The organism is Pseudomonas sp. GW821-FHT02A11, assembly GCF_059421985.1.
On record NZ_JBWKWB010000003.1, the window covers coordinates 22669 to 45204 of the forward strand.

At 53.8% G+C, this 22536-nt stretch carries 22 protein-coding genes; 10 read left to right on the forward strand and 12 right to left on the reverse strand.

Features of this window, described 5'->3' with window-relative positions; genetic code table 11:
* Window positions 1-59 precede the first annotated feature (59 nt).
* The 6 genes from AC07V9_RS05010 to rtcR form a co-directional block, all read right to left on the reverse strand.
* Window positions 60-239, reverse strand: coding sequence for a hypothetical protein (locus AC07V9_RS05010; protein ID WP_495014605.1), 180 nt, complete (start codon window positions 237-239; stop codon window positions 60-62).
* A 115-nt stretch (window positions 240-354) separates the two neighbouring features.
* Complete coding sequence (locus AC07V9_RS05015) at window positions 355-1530, reverse strand: lysozyme inhibitor LprI family protein (RefSeq protein WP_495014606.1); 1176 nt, start codon at window positions 1528-1530, stop codon at window positions 355-357.
* A gap of 143 nt (window positions 1531-1673) precedes the next feature.
* Window positions 1674-2045 (reverse strand): histone-like nucleoid-structuring protein, MvaT/MvaU family, encoded by a 372-nt coding sequence (locus AC07V9_RS05020; protein WP_495014607.1) that lies wholly within the window; start codon window positions 2043-2045, stop codon window positions 1674-1676.
* A 191-nt stretch (window positions 2046-2236) separates the two neighbouring features.
* A complete protein-coding gene (locus AC07V9_RS05025; protein WP_495014608.1) occupies window positions 2237-2548 on the reverse strand; it encodes a hypothetical protein in 312 nt (103 codons plus the stop codon).
* A gap of 174 nt (window positions 2549-2722) precedes the next feature.
* Window positions 2723-3193: a hypothetical protein gene (locus AC07V9_RS05030; protein ID WP_495014609.1), complete on the reverse strand. Its 471-nt coding sequence runs from the start codon at window positions 3191-3193 to the stop codon at window positions 2723-2725.
* A gap of 212 nt (window positions 3194-3405) precedes the next feature.
* Window positions 3406-5016 (reverse strand): RNA repair transcriptional activator RtcR, encoded by a 1611-nt coding sequence (gene rtcR / locus AC07V9_RS05035; RefSeq protein WP_495014610.1) that lies wholly within the window; start codon window positions 5014-5016, stop codon window positions 3406-3408.
* A 206-nt stretch (window positions 5017-5222) separates the two neighbouring features.
* On the opposite strand from rtcR, the gene AC07V9_RS05040 reads away from it, so the two are divergent.
* The 3 genes from AC07V9_RS05040 (at window position 5223) to AC07V9_RS05050 (ending at window position 8678) form a co-directional block, all read left to right on the forward strand.
* The gene (locus AC07V9_RS05040) at window positions 5223-6446 is read left to right on the forward strand and encodes an RtcB family protein (protein WP_495014611.1); all 1224 of its coding nucleotides are present in this window, start codon (window positions 5223-5225) and stop codon (window positions 6444-6446) included.
* 4 nt (window positions 6447-6450) lie between these two features.
* Window positions 6451-7482: an RNA 3'-terminal phosphate cyclase gene (rtcA, locus tag AC07V9_RS05045; RefSeq protein ID WP_495014612.1), complete on the forward strand. Its 1032-nt coding sequence runs from the start codon at window positions 6451-6453 to the stop codon at window positions 7480-7482.
* Window positions 7483-7916: 434 nt separating this feature from the next.
* Window positions 7917-8678 (forward strand): hypothetical protein, encoded by a 762-nt coding sequence (locus AC07V9_RS05050; protein ID WP_495014613.1) that lies wholly within the window; start codon window positions 7917-7919, stop codon window positions 8676-8678.
* Window positions 8679-8817: 139 nt separating this feature from the next.
* On the opposite strand, the gene AC07V9_RS05055 is transcribed toward AC07V9_RS05050, so the two are convergent.
* Window positions 8818-9444: a hypothetical protein gene (locus tag AC07V9_RS05055; protein WP_495014614.1), complete on the reverse strand. Its 627-nt coding sequence runs from the start codon at window positions 9442-9444 to the stop codon at window positions 8818-8820.
* A 445-nt stretch (window positions 9445-9889) separates the two neighbouring features.
* Between AC07V9_RS05055 and AC07V9_RS05060 the strand changes: the two genes are divergently transcribed.
* The 4 genes from AC07V9_RS05060 (at window position 9890) to AC07V9_RS05075 (ending at window position 13906) form a co-directional block, all read left to right on the forward strand.
* Window positions 9890-11578 (forward strand): hypothetical protein, encoded by a 1689-nt coding sequence (locus AC07V9_RS05060; RefSeq protein WP_495014615.1) that lies wholly within the window; start codon window positions 9890-9892, stop codon window positions 11576-11578.
* A gap of 194 nt (window positions 11579-11772) precedes the next feature.
* Window positions 11773-12840, forward strand: coding sequence for a hypothetical protein (locus AC07V9_RS05065; RefSeq protein WP_495014616.1), 1068 nt, complete (start codon window positions 11773-11775; stop codon window positions 12838-12840).
* A gap of 171 nt (window positions 12841-13011) precedes the next feature.
* Window positions 13012-13449 carry a hypothetical protein gene (locus AC07V9_RS05070; protein ID WP_495014617.1) on the forward strand — a complete coding sequence of 146 codons (438 nt, stop codon included), beginning with the start codon at window positions 13012-13014 and terminating at the stop codon, window positions 13447-13449.
* Between the two features lie 55 nt (window positions 13450-13504).
* Window positions 13505-13906 (forward strand): response regulator, encoded by a 402-nt coding sequence (locus AC07V9_RS05075; protein WP_495014618.1) that lies wholly within the window; start codon window positions 13505-13507, stop codon window positions 13904-13906.
* A 408-nt stretch (window positions 13907-14314) separates the two neighbouring features.
* Here AC07V9_RS05075 and AC07V9_RS05080 read toward each other — a convergent pair whose 3' ends face one another.
* Window positions 14315-15460 carry an AAA family ATPase gene (locus AC07V9_RS05080; RefSeq protein ID WP_495014619.1) on the reverse strand — a complete coding sequence of 382 codons (1146 nt, stop codon included), beginning with the start codon at window positions 15458-15460 and terminating at the stop codon, window positions 14315-14317.
* Window positions 15451-16323 (reverse strand): RNA ligase family protein, encoded by an 873-nt coding sequence (locus AC07V9_RS05085; RefSeq protein ID WP_495014620.1) that lies wholly within the window; start codon window positions 16321-16323, stop codon window positions 15451-15453. Before AC07V9_RS05085 ends, AC07V9_RS05080 begins: the two co-directional genes overlap by 10 nt.
* Before the next feature lie 306 nt (window positions 16324-16629).
* Between AC07V9_RS05085 and AC07V9_RS05090 the strand changes: the two genes are divergently transcribed.
* The 3 genes from AC07V9_RS05090 to AC07V9_RS05100 all read left to right on the forward strand — a co-directional run bounded on the left by AC07V9_RS05090 (window position 16630) and on the right by AC07V9_RS05100 (window position 19236).
* Entirely contained in the window at window positions 16630-17508 is an 879-nt protein-coding gene (locus AC07V9_RS05090) for a prepilin peptidase (protein ID WP_495015104.1), read from the forward strand.
* Entirely contained in the window at window positions 17501-18769 is a 1269-nt protein-coding gene (locus AC07V9_RS05095; RefSeq protein ID WP_495014621.1) for a tyrosine-type recombinase/integrase, read from the forward strand. The genes AC07V9_RS05090 and AC07V9_RS05095 overlap by 8 nt, the downstream gene beginning before the upstream one ends.
* A 137-nt stretch (window positions 18770-18906) precedes the next feature.
* Window positions 18907-19236, forward strand: coding sequence for a hypothetical protein (locus AC07V9_RS05100; RefSeq protein ID WP_495014622.1), 330 nt, complete (start codon window positions 18907-18909; stop codon window positions 19234-19236).
* Window positions 19237-19300: 64 nt separating this feature from the next.
* Here the strand turns inward: AC07V9_RS05100 and AC07V9_RS05105 are convergent, their stop codons facing one another.
* The 3 genes from AC07V9_RS05105 to AC07V9_RS05115 form a co-directional block, all read right to left on the reverse strand.
* Window positions 19301-19594 (reverse strand): hypothetical protein, encoded by a 294-nt coding sequence (locus AC07V9_RS05105; RefSeq protein ID WP_495014623.1) that lies wholly within the window; start codon window positions 19592-19594, stop codon window positions 19301-19303.
* 38 nt (window positions 19595-19632) lie between these two features.
* Window positions 19633-21054 carry a hypothetical protein gene (locus AC07V9_RS05110; RefSeq protein WP_495014624.1) on the reverse strand — a complete coding sequence of 474 codons (1422 nt, stop codon included), beginning with the start codon at window positions 21052-21054 and terminating at the stop codon, window positions 19633-19635.
* Window positions 21055-21410: 356 nt separating this feature from the next.
* Window positions 21411-22424: a DNA-binding protein gene (locus tag AC07V9_RS05115; RefSeq protein ID WP_495014625.1), complete on the reverse strand. Its 1014-nt coding sequence runs from the start codon at window positions 22422-22424 to the stop codon at window positions 21411-21413.
* Between the last annotated feature and the right edge of the window lie 112 nt (window positions 22425-22536).

Sequence of the window (22536 nt, forward strand, 5' to 3'; positions counted from 1 at the left end):
CATGAAAAGGGCGCTCCGCAGGACCTGGCGTACACCGAAGTGGGAGTGGGTATGGGTGATCAGCCCTTGGTCTGACCTTCTTTTGTAACTACAGCAAGGGTATGCAATCCATGCCCAATCGCGGCAAGTCCACATCCTACAAAAGCGCCAGCAGGGATGATTTCACTGCTCGACCAGATCGCGGAAATAACGCCAATGCCGAGCAAGGCGAACGCAAACTGAAGGGGTTGAGATGCCATTTTGACCGTCCTTAAGAGTTTCTGTTGTGTTAATGAATGTTGCTAAGGGGATGCCTACGAGAGCTTGTTCAGCGCCCAGGATGCCCATACAAACTGGGCATCCTGGGCCGGAAAACTATGGGAGGCGAGGAGGGCGATTGAACTCAAGGCACTCGCCCAAGGTAGTGAATTGCGGGCTGCGGCATAACCACACCGTGAATGCGGTGTAGGCGGCGGAGATTGCGGCAATGGCTGCGATCGTCTTTTTAGCTTCTCGACGATTCCGCGCAGCTGCGCGCGCGCGTGACTCCCCCTTGTAACGGGTACTGACAAAGAGTGAGGCGATGAGCATGCCGATCACGGCAAAGAACACGGAGATGAGAGTGAGCTTGGCGACGATGGAGAGGAAAATACTCAATCCGCCACGGTTGCTCTTCACCGTTGCGTATACGGCATAGGCGATCGACAACGCGAATCCGATAACCGCAGACACGACTGTCACTGCCCAGGGCATTTCAAGCCAATGGCAGATGGCTCCCACAAGCACGCCCACTGCCGGCAGCGCGTTCGTGATCAGGGCATCCGTGTAGTCGCTGTAAATTGTCGCTGCACCGCGGTGATGCCGGAACACAGCCCAGGCAGAGAAAAGCGTGCCTACCAGCAGCAGGTATTTCCAACCAGGACCATTGATAAACCATTTCACAACAGGGTTTGGCTGAGAGGCTTGTGCGACAGGAGCTGGAGCTGCAGATCTGCTGGGAGAAGCTGCTACTTGCGCTGGTGCTGCGGTAACAGCGGGGGCTACCGTGCTGGAACTATAGGTGCCTTGACGGATTGCTTGATCCATCTTAGCCATTCGCTCAGCAACTACCGCTTTGCGTTGGCGCTCTTGCTCGGCAGCAACTGCCGCAGCTTCGGAGGCTTGTCGGTCCTGTTCATCACGTTCAGCCTGGCGTCGTTCGGATTCAAGCTTGATCTTGGCGTCGTACGCTTGCGTACGTTCAGTCTGAGCGAACGCTTCAAGAGCTTGGATGCGAGCGCCAATGGTCTGATCTAAACATTTTTGCGTTGTGCACTCGTTACGTACGGCTAGCCATTGTCTTTGTGACTGACGCAACGACTCCGGATCCCTGGCATCCTTCAAGGCCTTGGCATATGTCGAAGCCAAAATCTCATCAGTTTTGGACAGGAAGCCGTCTTTACAAATCTCGAGCTCTACGAAGTTTCCGGCCTTAGAACAGTCAAAGCTGGCTGCTGCTGCATTACCAGCCACAATCGAAAGCCCTAAAGCCAACCACCATCTTGATTTCATTTCAGCCACTCCTGAACTAAAAATTCCCTGTGCCGGCTATATCGGCTGAACATCGCATTGCCTTATGCCTAGGCTGATCACTTTTTCAAAGGCGCAAAAAAGCCAGCGATAATGTCGCTGGCTTTCTGGTGCCGCGACCGAGCTTAGGCGTTGGCCCAGCTCTTTACTTCATCAGCGCCATACTGCTGCTTCCACTCGTTCAGCGTTTTGTGGTTGCCGCCTTTTGTTTCGACGACTTCACCAGAGTGCGGATTGCGATAGACCTTCAGCGCACGAGGTTTGCGGGCGATAGCCTGGCTCGATGCACCTTTGGAGGCTTTCTCGTTCAAACGCTGCGGATCGAGGATGGCGATGATGTCGCGAAGGCTCTTGTTGTATTCGCCCAGCAGCTCACGCAGCTTGGACTCAAACTCGAGTTCCTTTTCCAGGCTTGGATTGCCCTTCAGATCGTTCAGGCGAGCCTGCAGCTCGGCGATGGCTGCTTCAGTCGATTTGTATTCTTGGATCAGAGACATGTTTTACTCCACATGACGAAGATATGATTCGCTAGCGCGATAACGATTCGAAGGTGTCTACCAGCAAAATAACTTATAGGTGCAGGTCGTATTGAGCTGCGTGAAGCTTAGCAGTCTGTATTCACAAGATGCACCATACCAGATGGTTTTAAGAGTCAAACCCAAAACCATGCTTTGAAACTCGGAACTCTTCAGAGGCCATTCAGAGCTTTGTTCAAACGATCGGAACTGAAGTCGAGCCCGACCCTTTTCTCACCGCTTCCCGGAAACCTGCACACGATGTTTTGCCCGGGAAATTCGTGACAATCGCCACCTTCTTTCTGCGCGGCCGATACAGTCATGGCTGCATTTTCAGCAGATAGGCCCACATGCTGCTCCCACCGAACAGGTGTAGATTCGGCGATCTTGACGTCGAAAGTCTCAACCGGAACCACAACGTTTTGCCCGGCTAGTGCGGTGCTTGAGATGAGGGCAATGAACGTGGCGGCAATGATTCTTTGCATGAGTTGTCTCTTGGATTGAAGGCGTGGTTCAGCCTTTCCAGTCAAAGTATAACGGCGCCCTAGCACGTTTCTTTAAATCCAGTGGGCGCAAATGAAAGAGTGGTGATTTCGCTGAGACTTTCAACCTTGGACCCCAGGTCATCCGAGGGCTTGTGATATCTCAGCCATCAGTCTCTAAATCGCCAATGCTGTTTTGAGCTCAGAGTAAGATTGAGTGATGAGTAGAGTCCTGGAGGCGCCGTCGGTAGTGTATCCATCGAGGGTCAGTTGGCAGAGGGCGCCGCTCAGCGAATCAGAAGTATCGCGGAGTGCTTTGATTCCGGCGAGTCGCACCAGCGTTACCGAATCGCGACTGGGAATGCTTGCAATCGAATCGGACAGGACGCTGACTTGATGCCACATACTTGGGTCCGTGAGCTTCGAGCGCACGTCCTCATATCTGTCTCGAACCCTTATAACTCGGCTCGCTCGGTTTTTCGAAACGGTGTCCAACACCAAAATGGTCCCCGTGCCCATTACGAGATCGTGATAGGGGGTTAGAGAACGGATACCTGTTTCTTGAATTGCGATCCGCTCGCGTTCGCTGGCGGGTAAGCGAGCATCTGAATCAAAGCAGAGCTCAAGTTCAATCCATGCCTGTGACATAAAACAATCCGGTTGTAAGGTTGGGGTGGGGATAGCCGTCAGCATCCGGCGGGCAGCGAAAATATAAGTTTTTGAGAGCCAAGGCCAGCGGATGACTTCCTCACCAAATCACGCTGGTGGCAGAAGGCATCGCGAACTGATCCATACGCTTGTGAGGTTGCATAGGTCTCCAGGCAGCTATACGGACAATTATCCACGGTTAAGTGTCCGTTTCACTGCTTTGCAGGGTGAATATCAGCCCAGATTATCTGGAATCGGGCCAGGAATTTTCGAATCCGGTCAGAGTCATTGGCTGTTGCCTTCGTAACGCGCGACTGCGCGAACAGTTTTCTCCCAGCATCGGCCTGATTCTCAGCCCCGCGGCACACGTCGAGCACAGCTTCCAGCTGAAGGCGATCGAACAAGTCGAGATCCAGACCAGCACTGACCAGATGCCGAGTTAGCCAGTCATCACCGTCAGTGATCGACCAGTCCCTACGCAACCGGCACAACTCCATGTCGACCAGCTCCACGTCGATACGGCCACTGTCTGCCAATGTGGCCATGCGGGTAATGGATGACGAAAGCTCCCGGAAATTTCCCGGCCATGCAGCGTCTCTGGCGGTGGCAAATGCCAGATACCGTTTGCGAGCTTCGGCATTGAAACCGACTAATCGCCCTTGCTCCTTAGCGTGACGTTTAAGCTCAAACTCAATATTGGGCTCAATGTCCTCAGGGCGCTGCGCGAGCCCGGGCAGTTCGAATGACCAAACGTTGATTCGTGCCAGCAGGTCTTCTCGGAATAGCCCCTCAGATACACGTGCACGAAGGTCTTGATTGGTGCCCGCAATCAGAATGAAGTCAGATTCAACTTCTTTGTCCGATCCCATCGGTAAGAAGCGTTTCTCCTCGATCGCCTTGAGTAGCATGGCCTGCTCATCAAGTGGCAACTCCCCTATTTCATCCAGAAATAAAGTCCCTTTATGAGCTGCCCGGAGCAGGCCTTCGCGGGCGTGTTGTGCGCCGGTGAAAGCCCCGCGCGTATGCCCGAACAGCGTCGACATGGCGGAGTCACCTCGAAGTGTGGCGCAGTTCACCTCGACGAGGCGGCCGTCTACTTGATGCCGGCCGCGCTTGAGTTCGAAGATCCGTCGGGCCAAAAATGTTTTACCCGCTCCCGTTGGACCGCAGATCAAAATCGGCGCCGTAGACCGCACTGCAACCCGCTCGATCTGATCGATAATTCGGTTGAACGGGGCGTTTCGAGTAGCGATCCCTGACTTCAGCAGCTCTGTACCTTGCAGGTGCTCCGCCTGGAAACGCTTGGCGATCTGGTCATAACGCTGCAGGTCCAGGTCGGTGACGACGTACTTGCCCGCTGGCGTGGAGATGTCATCCCGGAACCCAGTGGGCTGGGTCTGTACGAGCCTTGCCGGCACATGTCGTGATTCAGCCAGAAGGAACCAGACAATCTGCTGCACGTGGGTGCCGGTTGTGATGTGAGTCAGATACTCCTCTTTGTCGGGGTCAAAAGGGTATGCCGCCGCGAAATCATGCAGTGAGGCGTAAACCTCTTCGAAGTCCCAGGCGTTTCTCATGGTCATAGGGTGCAAGCGCACATCGGTCTCTGGTGAGATCAGTGCAATGTCGTCCCGTACTTTCAAAGCCAACTCAGCGTCCCAGCGCCCGTCTGCGTGGATCAGCTCAAGGCGATCGATCACTAGATCCGGTTGTTGGCACAGTGAGACCGTGGGACGCCATCTGTTCCAGCGCTGCTCGCCTTTGCCTACTCGATCGAGTTTTGATCCCAAAATACCGATGGCTACCGTTTTCTTAGCGTTCATTACCGCTATCCATAATTCTATGTACCTATCTGTGAGTATAGATTATCGGCTAATTATGTAGTGATTAAAACGTGCCTCAAGCGTCTCAAATAATTTAAATATCCATATAGATCAACAAGATGAGTCAGTTTTAACTTAGCTGTTCTAGCAGCTGGCACGACGCTCGCTCTATGAGTTCCCACCAGGAATTCATAGGAGCGATGAAAATGAGCACTCACTACCAACTGTTGGAAGTGGAAAACGGCAAGCCGATCAAAATGTGGACACAAGGTGTCCCTGTCGAGCCTGAGGCCAAGCAACAACTGATGAACACTGCGCAGATGCCCTTCGTGTTCAAGCACATGGCTGTGATGCCTGACGTACACCTGGGCAAGGGTTCGACTATCGGGAGTGTGATCCCTACCAAGGGTGCCGTTATCCCGGCTGCCGTTGGTGTTGATCTCGGGTGCGGCATGTCAGCTGTTCGCACCTCGTTGATGGCCAGCGACCTTCCAGACAGCTTGTTTGGTCTGCGCACTGCGATTGAGAAAGCGGTACCTCACGGTCGCACCTCAGGCCGGAACGGCCGAGACAAAGGTTCGTGGGAGAACACTCCGGCGATCGTTGATCAAGCTTGGTCTGCACTGGAGGGTCGATTCAAGCTCATCACCGAGAAGCATCCTGCCATCGAGAAATCGAACAACCATAAACACCTCGGCACTCTCGGTACCGGCAACCACTTTGTGGAAGTCTGTCTCGATGAAACCCAACACGTATGGGTGATGCTGCATACAGGTTCTCGAGGCGTCGGAAACATGATCGGCTCATATTTCATCGAGAAAGCTCGTGAAGAAATGCGCGAGCACATGGTGAACCTGCCCGACCGAGATCTCGCTTATTTGCGCGAGGGCACCACCAGCTTTGACGACTATGTGGAGGCAGTCGAGTGGGCGCAAGACTTCGCCAAACAGAATCGTGCCGTGATGATGTTGGCTGTCCTGGACGCGGTGCGGTCGATCATCAGCAAGCCCTTTGAATCGCGTCTTATCGCGGTCGACTGCCACCACAACTACGTGGAGCGGGGCACCTATTTCGGAGAGGATATCCTTCTCACTCGAAAAGGTGCCGTATCGGCGCAGAAAGGGCAGATGGGGATCATCCCCGGATCCATGGGCGCTAAGAGCTTTATCGTTCGCGGGTTGGGGAACGAAGAGGCATTCTGCAGTTGCTCCCACGGCGCCGGGCGTGTGATGAGCCGTACCAAGGCAAAGGCCGTATTCACCGTCGAAGACCAGGTGCGAGCTACCGCTCACGTCGAGTGCCGTAAAGATGAGGCTGTCATCGACGAAATTCCGATGGCCTACAAGGACATCGATGCTGTCATGGCAGCGCAGCGCGACTTGGTGGAAGTGGTACACACCCTGCGCCAAGTCGTATGCGTGAAGGGGTGAGGCCATGACCCAAGATCTGATATTGATCAATGGCGAAGATGGTGGAGGGCAGATACTCCGAACTGCGCTTAGCTTGTCGATGATCACAGGCAAGAGTTTTCGTATGGAGGGAATTCGCGGAAAACGGTCCCGTCCGGGCTTGCTCAGGCAACATCTGACGGCCGTCCGGGCGGCCGCTGAGATTTGCGGCGCTCAAACCTTAGGCGTGGAATTGAACTCTACGGAGATTGAATTCCGACCTGGGCGTGTTAAGCCGGGCACTTATGAGTTTGCGATCGGGACTGCCGGCAGCACCATGCTCGTGCTTCAAACCCTCCTGCCCGCGTTACTGCTGGCCGATGGTGAAAGCTCATTGCGAATTTCGGGTGGTACCCATAACCCGGCCGCGCCGCCATACGAGTTTATTCAAAACGCCTGGCTTCCTTTGCTCCGACAGATAGGCGCGGTGGTCGACCTCAAATTGCACCGGCATGGGTTCGTCCCAGCGGGTGGTGGGGTTGTTGAGGCCAAGGTTCGATCATCCACATTGAGGCCATTCCATTTCGGTGTTGATGGTCAGCAAGCGTCGGTTTCCTCGGTGGGTGTTGTTTTAGCGGCATTGCCTGTCTCTGTTGGGAATCGGGAACTCGATCGGCTTGCATCGCGACTCCAGCTTGAGCGGCGTAATCTTTCTGTGACTGACTTGGGAGAGCACTCAGGGCCGGGAAATGTGGTCTTGATTACTGGAGAGCGAGGAGGGGTGGTTGAGGTGTTCACAAGCATCGGTCACGAGAGATTGCGGGCAGAGCAAGTAGCTGATTCAGCTATCGATGACTTCAGGGAGTGGGCCCAGTCTTCAGCCACGGTTGGTCGTCATCTGGCGGACCAGTTGATGTTGCCAATGGCACTTGCCGGCGAAGGTGAGCTAAGCACTGTTCGACTAACAAACCACATCAAGACGAATGCAGCAGTCATCCAGCAATTTTTAAGGGTCGCTGTACGCCTATCGCCCGGTAGCAACTCTGTAAGGGTCAGCGTTTCTAGCAGCGAACGGTGAATGTCATGGGCACAATCCCAATGCACAGGAGGGTGCCCATAGCACCCTCGGCACAATGTGTTTAGTCGGCTCTGCTAGACAAACCACTTGGTAACCCAGATCTGTCGGCGTTTGGGGATCTGGGCTCCCGGGCGCGGCTGATCGAAGGTAGTTGGACATTTCGGATGTCATTAGCGATCCTGTTCCTGCACTCATTGGGCGAATACCCAGTTGGAAATAGGAGAGGGATGTGGCGAGTACTCCGAAGATTCATGCCTGCCGCAACATCGTTAACGCGAAAAACTCATCTGATGAGGCTGAATCGCTAGGGCGGAATGGGCGTCGGGGTGCTGAGTGTGGGCGCGCAGGCGCTCTTTCCACTCTACGGGACGACGTAACCTGTAAGCACTGCTTACGCCGCGTCGCTCGTGCACGTTCATGACTAAGGTGCCCTCATGGCCCGCAAAAAACGCAATGATTTGACCCAGGCATCCGGGATCACTGCTGATCTAGTTGCCCAGCTGGGTACCTATTACAGCGCTCAAAGGTTGCGTACGGTCCAAACTGGACTGACAGTCGCATCACGCGAACTCCGTACACTGACCCAGATCGGATCGCTGGAAGGTCGGCTGGGGGAGAGGCTTACCCCTGAGCAACGCGAGTTATTGAACAACGCCGCAGCGCTTTTAGATTCGATTAAGTACAACGTCGAGCATGCAAAAGAGCGTAAGGCGCGCGACGAGAAGGCTTTGGAGAAAAAACGCAAGCTGTGGGAGCGGCAAGCTGAACATTTGGTGAAGACGCATTTTGAATTGCCTTCGGACACCGTGGCGCAGCAAGTTCGGATCCTTGAACTCTGCTTATTGACCAGTGAAGTGTTTGGCCATGCTTATCACTTCAAAGATCACCTGTCACTGAGAAGGATGATGCAAGCAGAGCCACCTAAATGGTCTCAGCTTTCCGTTTCCGACTGGCGTCGTAGCGAGGCTTCCAGTCTTTTAGCTGACATCAGATATGCCGTACGTGGTCACTTGAGCAGCAACCTCGACATTACGCCAGACAAGCAACTGGCTGAGTTGAATCTTAATTTTGAAGCTCGGCGTGCTGGAGTGCTCGCCCAACCTCAAGCTGTTGAAACGATCAGGATCTGGACTGAGGCGCTCGAGGGCGCCGCCTTCATCAAGAGTGTGATGCCCACGGGCAGAGCCTCTGGTTAGGAAAGTACCTGGTGCCTGAGCCGAGGGAGTGGTCGGTAAGACGGTCGAATTGGACCGTCTCAGGAAATCGCTCCGAGGCGGACTCGATATTTCCCCGGTGGACTGGGGGCACCTCAAGTGCCTGAGGGCAGTCCCATCCTTAGTTGAAGCTGCTTCTCGTTGATTCCAGCTGCGACAAGAGAAGCTTCGCTTTTGGTTGAGCGGCCTCATCATCTATCTCGGAAAGAGACGGGACCTGCAGAGCAAAGTCCCCATCCACGTACATCGCGCCACCCATATCGTCATCATACTCCTGCCTATCGCCTTGGCCTCCATCATGGTATGCACGAAGGTTTTCAGCAGTTACGTCAGACCCCAACAATCTGCTCAGATAGATCCACGTCCAGGTTTCTACGGATGGGCTATGTGCCGCATCCTCAACTAAACACCGCATCGACTGGATGTGCCCGAGAGAGGCAGCTTTCGTTGCCCAGTATCGAGACTCTACGATCATGTCTCTGTCCATAACGAAGGTTGAAGCTTCCCAAACGATGGCCGGTGCGCCGCAAAGCACCAACTCGTTCAAATATGAGCGCGTAGCGCTCAAATCACCGGCATCGAAAGTAGTTCGCATCGCGTCGAGGATCGCATTTGGATGGCTGCCGGCTAAGGCAAGCGCGGTGTGGTGCTGGTAGCGGCGAAAAGCATTATCAAAATGCTGTGCGTCTCTTGGAGCGACATCTCCGCTATCGGATGCGTGCGAGCAGCACCTTGCTGGCGCAGCCAATAATCAGGGTCTGCCCGTAGGATCGTTTGGTAGATCTGTGAAAGGGGGTAGTAAAGTGCGGGTATGCGAGTACTCGCGGCCTCAATCATTGCGACTGGCATGGCCAGCTCGGCCGCATCTGCGTCCTCGATTAAATCCGCTCACAGAAAAGGGCAGACAACCCAAAATGAACGCCTCGAATTTCCGCCAACTCTCATAGGCGGAAATTGCCATATACATGATTTAAAACAGAAATACGCCATTTTCACGCTTCTCTAGGCGTCAAAAAAGCCCATAAAACGCTTCAATCCAGCGTGATGAATGCAGTCGTGATGCCTGCGTTTCGAATGCATGTTTTGGGGTGACAACCTGATCTGCATCGTTAAGCTTGTGTCATCAATCGTTGACGAGAAGAAAGACCTCTCAGCGAAAAGCCTTAAGCAGTTTGCAGGTCGGCGCACGCAAGATGAATACGATTCCGGAAGAATTTGCTCGGTTGCTTGGAAAGGTCTCGGATAGAGAGCTCTCTAAACGATCAGGTATCAGCCCTTACTACTTGAAGATGGCACGACAGGCAGCAGGAATTGAAGCCTTCAGCCATGAATACAGCCTGCCAACGGACGTTGTTAGCCAACTCGGCAAGGTCCCGGATGCACTACTCAGTGATCAATATGGAATCCCTGGCACCGTACTGCATCGAGCACGGGAAGCCCGTGGAATTCCCAAGTATCGAGGTCCTCGGGTTGCTAAGGTTTTTCTCAGTGTTAGTTCTAACGCATCGATGCAGTCTCCAATCCAGCCAACCATCGACATCTGGACAGCAGAAATCGTCGCACAGCTTGGGGTGAAATCGGACGCTGAGATTGCGGAGATGGCTGGGGTCAGTCTTGGCGCGGCACGCTCAAAGCGGTTGTTATCAGGCATCAAGCCAATACGGTTAGGTAAGTGGAAGCGAGAGTGGAGAGACTTGTTGGGAGAGGTGCCTGACAAAGTCCTGGCTGATTTTACAGGCGGCGTACTTTGTCTCGCGACCGTACGTGCGGCACGGCGGAGCTTCAAACTTCCAGCGTGCCCACCTTCAAAAGCACCACCTATAAAGTTGACAAGTGACTGGTTGGAGTTGCTTGGAAAGATCTCAGACAAAAAATTGGCTGAAATATCTGGGGGCGTTCTCAGCGTGAGTGGTGTGAGGATTGCCCGTCTTGAAAGGGGTATTCCGTCATATACCGCGCAAATGCAGCAGCGCGTAAGCTGGACAGCTGAGTGGCTGGATTTGCTTGGGAAAATTTCAGACAAAAATCTGGCTGTGCTTTCTGATGGTGTTCTTACTGTGCATTCAGTGAGGTTAGCCCGGATTGAGAGGAATATCCCGTCTTATAAAGACTCAAAGACGCACCTCATAAAATGGACAGATGAGTGGCTGGAATTGCTAGGAAAGGTTCCTGACACGGTATTAGCTGAAAAAACTGGGGGGCTTCTTAGCACGTGGTCTGTGCGGCAGGCCCGTATCCAAAGGAATATTCCTCCTTTATCTAGTGGGTGGACTGAGGAGTGGTTGGAGTTGCTGGGGAAGATTTCGGACAAGGATCTGTCCAGTAGGACTGGGGGCATTTTCAGTCGTAAGCAGGTAGAGAGTGCACGCAATAGGAGAAATATTGCTGCCTACAAAGCCCCAAAACCACTCCCCGCAAATTGGCTTGAAGAATGGGTAGCGTTGCTAGGAAAGGTAACCGATCAACAACTAGCCGAGAAATCTGGCGGAGTGATAAGCATAAAGGAAGTGCGGGAGGTCCGCGTCAGTCGGCGAATTCCGATCTGCCACATACAGAAGGCTGTCCGTGGCAATTGGACTTCCGAGTGGTTAGATTTGCTGGGAAAAATTCCGGATAAAGAATTAGCTGAAAGGTCTGGTGGGGTTCTGAGTGTTGAAAATGTGGCAAGAACCCGTAGGAGACGTCGAATTTCTGTGTGTCCCGCACCAAGATCACCTTCTGGCGGTAGCGCCAATCGATCTGATGTCGTTGTATTGATGGGGACGGTGAGCGATTACCAAGTTTCCAAGCTTACTGGCGTTAACCGCAGTGAAATCACGCGCCAAAGGCAGAAATTAGGTATCCCGGCGTTTTCAAAGAGTGGTCGGCCATCTAAAAAATAGCACTGCCATGAGAATTGGTCGCCGGGTGGTGACCCTGGCGCCCTTTCATTTCTCATTTAAATTTGAGGTATGCTAGGTAATTGTATGATTTATATGGGATTTCCGCCTAAACCTAAAGTCGGAAATTCGCTTTGTGGACATTTGGTAAGATATGGGGATCGGGCAAGCTGCCCTATTGGTACTGGATTCTTTCAATGGCTTTGGTGCAAGACCGTGATCAGGCGTTAATCGCGCTGGCCTGTAAACTCGATTCATCCCCTCTTCCGGCATCTGAACGAGCCTGCACAGTCAAGCTTGCAGATGGGACAACAAGGCTTGGTGTCACCCAGGTTGTCCAATACGTCAACCATGGGGGTGAGTTCGCAGGCGCCCTCTTCTGTCGAATCAGTTTCCGCTTCGCAGGACAAGACTCAGTCGAGGAAGTTGCCGCTTACTCCTCCACACATGATGTTGCTTGGTTCATCGTTGATCACAAAACGGGGTATGTACAGTTTGGTCCGCTTAGCGGTCTCAAGGTCAGATCCCGCGGCCTTGGCATAGGCTCCTACATTATCGGTCAGCTGGTGCGATTGCTCCACGGAGGTTCAGTTCAGGGTAATTACCGTGTGAGAACGATGAATGTCCCACCTGACGTTTCAGGCGCCCTCCCCGCCGGTGATCTTGAGGCGAATGATGCGATGGTGGAGTACCTATTCGATAGAGCAGGCTTTTACGTCTCCAAGGCTGCAGGTAAGCGAGTGGTAGGCGCTCGCCGAGCTGCCGATCTTCGCTCGCAATGGAATGGGGAGAAGGTCCGGTTCCTGAACCCTGGCCAGCTCATTGATACGGCCGCGAATGCACTTGCTGAAGCAGCTGAAGCCAATATCAGGTCCGCCTCCTATGAGCACGAGCATGCGGCTCTGCAGGTCGCTAGAGATCGAAAGAGCCGTGATCTTGAGAGAGTCACTGGGGAACTCTCTGCGGCGCAGGGGCAAATCGCGCAATGCGAACAAGCTGCCCGCATCAGGGAGGCTGATTTCGCCGTCGAAGCAGATGGTTACAGAGTCATGATGGCGGACCTACGCAAGCAGCTCGAGGCAGCTGTATCGGGTACCCTCCCACCAATTCAGGATTCAAGTGACGGTGTTGCGATCAGACCTTCGGGGTCTCAAACCACGATGGTTATTGAGCTAGGAGCTACTGCGAAGCTCGCAACCTGGGCTGCGATTGTCGGCTTGGCTGTCTTGTCCTGCGCTGTTCTTTACGCATCGGTATTTCGGTAAATTGCTCGCCAAGCAGCTACCGCCTCCAGCTCCACCCTGCATAGGGTTTTGTAGAAAAGGATGCCATGTTTTGGCTAACGCCACGACATGGCCATCAGCTATGCTCGCCGCCTTGAAAGTCGTGGGTTGCCCGTTATACCGGTCAACTCTTCTAATGAAGCAGGATTGAGCATGAAACGCATTGCAGGTATCGCAGCAGCAATCACTCTGGCCATGGCTGCATCAGGGTGCACCACTCACTTGGCCGAGGGTCAGAAACAAGAACTCGCGGTCTACGAGAGCAAAGGTTTGGTAGTCCATGAAAAATCGCCGGGCCTTGCAGCGGCACTCGGCATCCTGCCTGGCGCGGGTTATTTTTACAGTGGACATCCAGTCCTCGGCGTAACAACCATCCCACTTTGGATCGTCTCGTTGGGGCCACTTTGGATGCCCTTCGACACTTATGCCGCAGCTGAGGTGCAAAATTTCTACAGTACTCGCCAGCAGGTAGAGCGTGATAAGGCCCGAGATCTCCGCGAGCTTGACCACAGACTAGAAGACAAGCAGCTCACCTACGAGCAGCACCTTCGTGAGCAACGCACGATCGAGCAAAAATACTCGGCCTACTAAGCCACATGGTCCGGCGAGCCGGGCCCCCTGCCCTGCGTAATTTGGTGAAACCCTGATGAGCACAATTCTCATTGTCGACGACTCCCCCACGGACACTTATCTCGCCAGAAAATGCGCAGAGCAACTCTTCTCAGAGGTCAGTTCAGTTCACGATGTTGACGGTGCATTCCGTGCATTGAAAGACTCCGCGCCCAGCGTCATACTCGTTGACTGGCTGCTCAACGATATGAGTAATGGCATATCGTTGATCGCAGAAATTCGCGATGCCCAGGATGATTCCAGCATCATCCCGATCATCGTGTGTTCAAGTCGATCGATGCCTGCAGATAAGCTGATCGCGGCCAATGCGGGCGCATCTGACTACATCGTAAAGCCGATCACCGTTCAGGCTCTGAAAGAGGCTTGCTCCCGAGTGGTTCCGGGATTTGTTCCAATCGCTGACTCACCTGCTGCCTGATGAAGATCGGACAACATTGTCACTGCGCTAATTGAATAGGAGAATGGAGATGGGTTGGTATTCGCACCCGGATACAATGTCAATTGCTGCGGCACATCGCCAAGCAAAGGACGCCGCAGGTGAAACTGGAACCCTAAAGTACTTGCGGGCATACCGTGGCGAGTACGAGAACGAAATTCGGAGAAACCCCATGTCTGGTGGTGCTGATTATCTTTCGAGCCTCGATGCTGCTATCGAGCAGTGGGAGCAGGGTAAGATCCCTGACTTCTCAGAGCTGGCTTGCCCTGGCATGCGGGATATTCGGTCATAGATCCGGCGACGCTAACGCTGTTCTCATCGTTTCCGTCCTGATACTTATGCTAGGCGCACTGCTTATTTAAACCTCGTGCGCCAACTTCCCATTGTCCTTTAGACGTCCACCTTGTAAAGGACGTTGCATGCTTCGGCAGGCGTGGGAATTTCCCATTTGAAAAGCATCCGCTCGATGTCCTTATTCCTCAAGCTGGTATCTCTGGCCGAATTACGTCGGTAGATCTCCCGCTCGGGCTGTTCGACATAGCACAGCGTGACCTCAGCGCCGTAGGCATATAACAGATCGAGTGTTTTCTTCCGCATCTGCCGTGACAGGTGAGTTGCGTTCCAAACGAAATCCTGGCGGTTGCGAAGCAGCTGCTTGGCCTTCCCGATCGCGGCAGCTCCTACCTTGCCCTCGTTTTTTCCATGAGCGAGGCCCAGGTCTTCGCGTGCATCGTCAAAGGAAACCACTGGCAGGCGCGGATAAATTGCTTCCACTAAGGTGTTCTTGCCGCTAGCAGGCATGCCGGACATAACGGCGACCTTAGAGCCCTCGAATGATCTGTAAAGCGAGTACTCAGGAGACACCCTTGCTCCTCGGAAATACGCCATTCTTGTGTACGTGTCTGGAAACACCTTGGGCAAGTGAAGGCAGCCCTCCTCCTCGGCCATCAAGCGAAACACCTCGATATCATCCAGAATGGCTTCTTTGCACGCATACCCCCGGCCTTGCATATCGGCGGTGGCCACCGCGCATAGCATCCACAATGGCAGTTCCCAGCTCAGGCGATGAATCATGAACTCTGGAGAGTTGCCGCTTCGATCGCCGGCGAGAGCGAAGAATGGGAGCTGGTGCACCGCAATCAGCCTACAGATCCTCTCACGGGACTCGAATGGCACACCCGCGCGCCAAAGCATCAGTCTCGCATCGATTGCCCCCCTGGCGGAGTGACCAGGTTGGCGAATACGCCCAGTGTCTGAGTCCACTACGGTAGTCGAGAGCTTGGCGATGTCGTGCAACAGGCAAGCCATAAACAACACGAACCTGTCCTGCGTGGACGATCGCTCGTACACCGGGCCGTCGAGCAGCGCTTCAACGACCATCCGCGTATGGATGAGTACGTTGCCTTCGCTGTGATAAATCGGATCTTGGGGCGCATGCGCCAACTCAGCGAGTCCTGGGATCACCGTTTCCAGGGCAGACCAATCTGGCTCTTCGCCTGGTCCTGGGACAAGCCCTGTAAGTAGTTTCATGTCCATGATTTGTTCCTCGACCCAGCCATTAGCGTGTCCCAAGTGACTGTTGGCTGTGGTGTATAGAGGTTTACGCCAGCTGCAAGCCCATTGGGTATATACGGCTGGCGAATATGGTGCTCGCCGGCCTCAGTGATAGTTTGTACAAAATCCTGTCGAACCCATTTAGCACGATCAATTGCCAAGTCCCCTTCTTCGACTTTGAGGTAAAGCCCTTCCATTAGGTCTGAACCGTCGAGCCTCTGGAGTGCCCGTGGGTAATCATGACCTTCTCTCTCGACTGCCTGTTTGAAGTTATCTCTCCACAGTGGAGACTTCGCAGAGGAGCGTTTCACCTCCGCAAGCACGTCGCTGAGAGCCTTTGGAGCGAGGCCGCTGTAAAGAACTGGAACGGAGACAATCGGTCCTTCAGCCAATAGCGTTCTTCGTGCTGCGGTGGATAGGAACACGCACTTCGACCTATCCCAGACATCAAATTCCAGAAAGAGATGAGGCAGGCGATCGTAGAAGCACGAGTGGACTTTGGACATCACCTCCCCAAAGACGACGTAGCGGTCCTCTAGCCTCTCTAGCAGCCAGTCCTCATGAGCTTTGGCCCATTGTTTGAACCGAGCAAACTGTCGCTCTCGAGAGCCACCAATCAGGTAATGACCCCGAGACTGAAGCAACATCTCGCCGCCGGAGCTGAATGAGATCCCCGAGTTTGCACCATCGAGTTTTTCTTCGATGACTATGTATCGTCCGCGCAGCTCTCTGTATTGGAGCTGATCATGATCTGAATCGCCGGGTTGAAGGCGTGAGGATTCCAGATGCCTGGTTCTAGGATATTTGCGTAATTCTTGCGCATTAGCGCGATGATCGAGCGTCATGATGTCGTCTCCAAAAGAGGAAGAACCGACAACGCTCAGAAGGTATGGCTGCTGCAAGCAGGAGCAGGCCAACAGTTACTAGACCGTCGTCGGGTTAGATGTGTTGGTTAGTCCGGGTCACTTGCTTCACCACTTTGGGATAGATTTGAAGAGGTGGCGGATTAAACACGTCGGGGGCATAGCAAGTCAACCTGGCTGCTAGAGAATTTGGAGTAGGTGTTTTGGGGAGTGTGTTGAGCGATCAGTCGTTAAAATCCCTACAAAGGCATCAAAGGCCTAGCCCTGTAGGAAACGAAGGTACGTATGTTGGCATCTCTTGAATTGTTGAGGTTTTACCCCGCAACGTTTGCAACGTTGATCGGGATTGTCGGTTTGTTGATCGGCAGCTTTCTCAACGTGGTTGTCTATCGCCTCCCCATCATGCTGAGTCGAGGTTGGCAGCGTGATGCCCGTGACATCCTTGAGCTCGAGCAACCGATGCCATCTGTGTTCAACCTCGCCACTCCAAACTCACGCTGCCCTTTGTGCACAGCTGCAATTCGCCCTTGGCAAAATATCCCGGTAGTAAGCTGGATTGCTTTGGGAGGGAAATGCTCGTGCTGCAAATCCAAGATATCAATTCGGTACCCAGCGGTAGAATTGGCCACGGCCCTGCTTTCATTCCTGACAGCATGGCACTTCGGATACGGTGTGCATTTGGCTTTTGCCCTGGTGTTGGTTTGGGGAGCGATTCCTCTATTCTTGATCGACGTCGATGAGATGTTGCTGCCGGATGCGATTGTCTTGCCTGGCATCTGGATTGGTCTCACAGCATCATATCTGGGTTTGTTCTCAAGCTTAGAGAACGCGTTCATTGGCGCAGTCGCCGGGTACCTGGTGCTCGCCCTTCCCGCTTGGCTTTTCATGGCAGTGTCCGGCCGGCGAGGCATGGGGAATGGGGACTTCAAGCTCCTCGCTCTCTTTGGCGCATGGTTGGGATGGCAGGCACTGCCCATCGTCATTCTGATCTCGGCCGTAACTGGTTCTATGTTTGGTTTGATCGAGCTGAGAGTCCGAGCAAAGCCCTATCCATTTGGTCCATTTATCATTGCCAGCGGTCTGCTGGCCCTATTCTTCGGCCATGAGTTGTATGCTTTCTACGGCGCTGTGTCCGGCGTAAGAATTGGAGCGAATTTCTTTGAATAAGCGTGCTCATACGACCCCTCCCCGCCCTCTGTTTGATTCTGCAGATGCTCTGCTGGGGGATCAGGCGGAATATCGTGAAGATCGACCCGATCTGGTGAGCTACCTAGCTTCTTTTCCGGCTGAGATCAACGTTGAGCAGGATTTCAAATACGCTCGACGCTTCCTGAAGTCCTACAGTGATTCACCATCTACGTTTAAAAACTATCGCGGGTACATAGAGCGTCTTCTCCTCTGGTGTTGGATTGTCGAAAGCAAATCTGTGCTCGACTTGGTTCGAACCGATGCTGAATCCTTCATGTCCTTCAACAGCAAGCCGCCGGCGGACTGGGTTGGCGACGCGGCGTTAAGACGGTTTATCAAGAAGGCGGACATGTTCGCCTTCAACGATCGCTGGCGGCCTTTCGGGAGGAGAATTCCGAAAGCTGAACGAAAGCGAGCTCTGGAAACGGATATGAAGCCCTTGCCGGCTAAAAAGCCTGCGCAAGGAAGCACGCAACTCCTCTTTTCAGTCTGCACGTCGTTTTTCGACTATTTGCTACAGGACGGTGTTGAGATCGCCAACCCTTTTAAATCGATCAAGGCACCCAAAAAGAAAGAGGTTAAGATTCGGCGCAAACCAAAGGCTCTGACAAAACTCCAGTGGGAATTTCTGGTCGGCGAGGCCGAGGCCATGGCCAACGCCGACCCTAAGCACGAGCGAACCCTATTCATTGTCGTGGCTTTGTTTGCGATGTACCTCAGGGTGGGCGACCTCGCTGGACGGGCGGATTGGGAGCCGACTATGGGCTCCTTTGAGCGCCGAGGCGATTCCTGGTGGTTTGATGTTGTGGGGAAAGGCAACAAGGAACGCGACATTACAGTGAAGGATGACTTCATCCCTTACCTGAAACGATACAGGGAGAGCCGCGGCCTCTCCCCGCTGCCCTATAAGGGAGAGGAGACCCCATTACTCTCGACGCTCAAAGGGCGTGGCGGACTGACTGCAAGACAAATTCGGAACATCGTTCAGCCGGTATTCGATCGAGCCCGTGAGCGAATGAAGGCGGAGAACTGGAGTGACGATGAAAGCCATCAGTTGATGGAGGTGACATTACACTGGCTGCGCCACACGGGGGCAACCTTCGATGCCAAGCACAGGGATGCTAAGCATCTGCAGATGGACCTGGGGCACGAGAGCCTTTCAACGACCCAGGATATTTACTTCAACGCGATCAATGAGGAGCGTGCCGCCAGCAACAAAGGACGAATCCGCGGGCGCTGACGGTTCTTCAAAGCGCCCCCAGTGATCGGGCTGGTTTTCAGGCATCCTGTTGGGCGCAAATCGATCTTAAATAACGCGAGCATGCAGAGTTACGCTGAATCTCATCGCTGACTCAGGGCATCGGAAAGGGGTTAAAAATGGTAGCTGTATTCGAAACAGTGATGACGTTCGGGACTGTTTTGATCTTGGGCGCAGGTATCGCGGCATATGCGAGCATGGCCAAGCTCAATTCCGCCGATCGTCTGACAATGGTACGTGGGGAGTTGGCTCACGCCGCACAATGGGCCCGCCACTACAATCGTGAAGCCATTGATTACCGCAAGAAAAGCGATCACATTGCTTCAGCTCGCGCGTTAGTAAAGCGTGCCCAGCGCATGCGCACAGCGCGCAAACTTGCGACAAAGGCTCATGCACTGGAGCTTAAACTGGCTCGCACTCACAAGCAGAAGGCATTGGTAAGCGTGTAGGGCCATCCTCGCTGAGAGGATGGCGGAACGTGTGTATCTGCTGTCAGGTAGTGTGTTGGCCAGGTTATGACGGATACATCGGTACGACCAGCCAAGACAGAATCACACTGCCGAGCAACCAGCACAGCGCGTAGAGACCCTGCTTCCGGGTCTCCGTAAAAAACAGCCCTTTCTCTCGCTCCATTTCCCTGAGATGAAACTCCTGCAGCTCAGGGGTGCTAAACCCCTGTCTGTCGATGATCTTGAACCCTACGTACCGTAAGGTGAAAACAATCGTTTGGGCGAAAAAGGCCGCGAGCATGAGCGTGCCAATCAGGTATGCCGCGGTCGAGGAAACGAAGGGTTCTACTTCTGCCATGTTCAAGTTCACGCTTGTGTTCCGTTCGTGTCCACTGGTCAGTTCTGCTTGAATGCACCCAGCACGGATGCCCGGACAGAGACTGCACTCTTGGTACGTTTGAGATGTTTTGCGCATTCCTCACGTCGCAGAACATGTACGTTGTCCAAGAGCCATTGGTCCTCTTCAGGAGTCCAGGGAGGAGAGACCTTATTGGACTGGATGCCGAGTGCCTGAGCTTTGCTCTGAACCCTGTCAGCGTTAATTCCCAACTGTGCCGCACACCAAATTGAGCCTTTATGTGGGTAGTTTTTGGTAATGAGGTCAATCTCTTTTTGAGTCCAATGGTGTCGCTTGGCCTGGGTCGGCCTGACTGCTAGATAGATCAGTCCATCGACCCATTCGGGGCCTTTTGCGGCGAATAACCGCTTGAGCCCTGCGCGCGAAAACTCAAAATCGTCATCGCGAAGAAATCTCTCTCGCTTCTCAATCGTGTAGGCGGGACGACCGATTTTGGCCCCGATATCTGCGTGAGTAAGCTTCCCGAAGTATTTGAGCAGCACCTGGTCATCATGACTGGTCCAGCCCGGGAAAATGCCTAGCTGTTTTGGGCGCAGGTTCACAGCGACGATTGACCGTCCGAGTTGCTCGGCTACCCAACGCAAAGGTTCCGTCTGGATATTCTCAAGGAGGAAAATGGTTTCCTCTCTCGACCAGCTGGTAATGCTGTTCGAGACCTCTAAGCGCCTGGCCCGCGCCGTCGTCTGGTAGTAGGTCATTCCGAGCGCGTTCGCGGTCGCTTCAACTGATTGCTGGTGGTAGTGGGCCTTGAGGTAGCGATCTTTTGCTGGAGTCCACTTTGTTGGCTCAGGGAGTGGTTCGATCAGCTCATCGATCGCTGGCAGCTCTAGCGACTCGACGAATTTGTTGAATAGATCCAGTGCCTGGCCAAATTCGATCGCTCTCAACTGTGCCGGCGAGACCCAAGGCTCAAGAGTTTCAAGTTCAGGATGGCTCGAAGCCCTGGTCTTGCCGCTGGCAGGTTTGGGCACCGCCTTATTTTGAACCCGAGAAACGGCTTTTCCCGTTGTAGATGGCACAAGAGTGAGCTTGGGAGGCTGGGGTCTTTTACGTGTAGGGTTTTGGGGAGGTGCTGAGAATTGAACCACTAGCTCTAAAGCGGTGGCCATGTCCTTGACCTCATCCTCAGGTCTGTCGAGGAGCTCGGCGATATAGGGAACAGAAGGTGGTCCCATGAATTCTTGGCGAAGTATGTGCTCATCTGCCGCTGGCCAAGATGATTTGGCTCTTCGACGTGGCCATGGGCCTAACCCGTTAGGTGGCACGTATCCCATAGCGAGCGCCTTGACATAGGTTTCCCGAGGCGAATGGTCGACTTGGTGCGCCGCTTCTTGCACCCCCTGGGGCGTAAGCCGCTGCTCTAACGTTAAAAGATCCTCAGCAGACCACTGTGCTTTCATGCTTGCTCATCTCCAGTCACCCTTTGTAGGGCATCGTTTTGGGAATACTCCCACGCTTTTCATTTCTGATCTGAGGATATTAGCTCAGGCGCCGAATCAGATGTACGACAGGCTAGTTAGTGCCATGAAATTTTGCGCTGGTTTCGGTCACTCCACCGGGCAGCCATAGAGTGTGCAAGTCAGTGGCCGGGAGATTTATCGAAGGTGAGCAACGAAAGCCTTCCGCACTGGTCGCCCCTTCTTGGCCGACCAGCCCGGTCTCCTCACTATTGGACAAGATTGCGGTAGTGGATGACGCAGTAAACCCTCAGGTCGGCATCCACATACAGATCCATAGCTAGGAATTCACTGAAGTGTTAAGTGCTGCGCGGGGGTGGTGTTGACCTGAGTACGAGGATCTCTGACTCAAGCTCTGCCTTTGCCTGCTCAAGGTGTTGAATACGGACCTCGTTAGACTTCACCTGCTCCGAGGTGGCGCTGCGGGCCGCGATACAGTCCTCGAGCTGCTTAGTCAAAAGAGCAATCTGCCCTTCCGCGCTTGCAGTGGCCAATTTCTGAGATGTTTCAGCCTCGCGGAGACTGTCAGACTTCGCTCGCTCAGCTCTCAGCTTGTCTTCAAGTTCGTGAATTCGCTTGTCCTGTCGACCTACCTCGCCCGATAGGCGTTCGGCATCGCGATTCAATGCGAGATTTTGAGTAGTGGTCTCCTGGCGGGCAAGGTTGGCAGTAGAGACTTGGTTGCGAGCCTCACGCAGCTCGGTCTTCATTCCTTCTAATGCCGACTCGAAGGCATTGGTGCTCTTCGCTCTGTCGTCTGCAGCGTGTTCTTGGTACGCAGTGAAGGCGTCCTGCGTCTTGGCCAGGCTTTCCTCAAGGGTGAGAACACGCGACTGAAGAAGGGATCTGGCCTGCTCAGTCGCCTGCAGGCTTACCGCCTGTGCAGAAATCGTCTCGTTCGCTTTGTTGAGCTTGTCGACGGTTTTGGCAAATTCGGCGGACTGCTCGGCAATTTTAGCATTCGCATTCGCGAGCTCCAGTTGCAGGGCGGCGAAATCCTGCTGCACCACCTTCAGATCTTCTTTTGCGGCGTCGACCACTTTTTGATTTTTGGCAGCCTCTTTCTCAGCCGTGTCCTTGGCTTGTTTCTGGAGCTCGGCATGAAGTTCATTTACGAGTTCCCCCAGCCGCTCCTGAATGCGGAGCCCAGGTGTTTTGCTCTCTTCGTCCAATTCCCTCATGAAGAGGTTTACGCGGGTCATCGAGCCGCCGGTGATTGCGTGCACATTCCGCTGTGTCGGCGTTACCCCATCAGCTAGCAACTGTTCCCGGGCTGCACGGACCGTCTCTTTGGTAGCCGTTTCACGCGACATAAATAACCCCTAATAGCCTCTTGACAAAGAGCTTAAACCATGAATTTGGCGAATTCGCCGAGGCCTTTTAGAATACCATGTTATCCGTAACGTGTTATCGGTATCTAGCGAT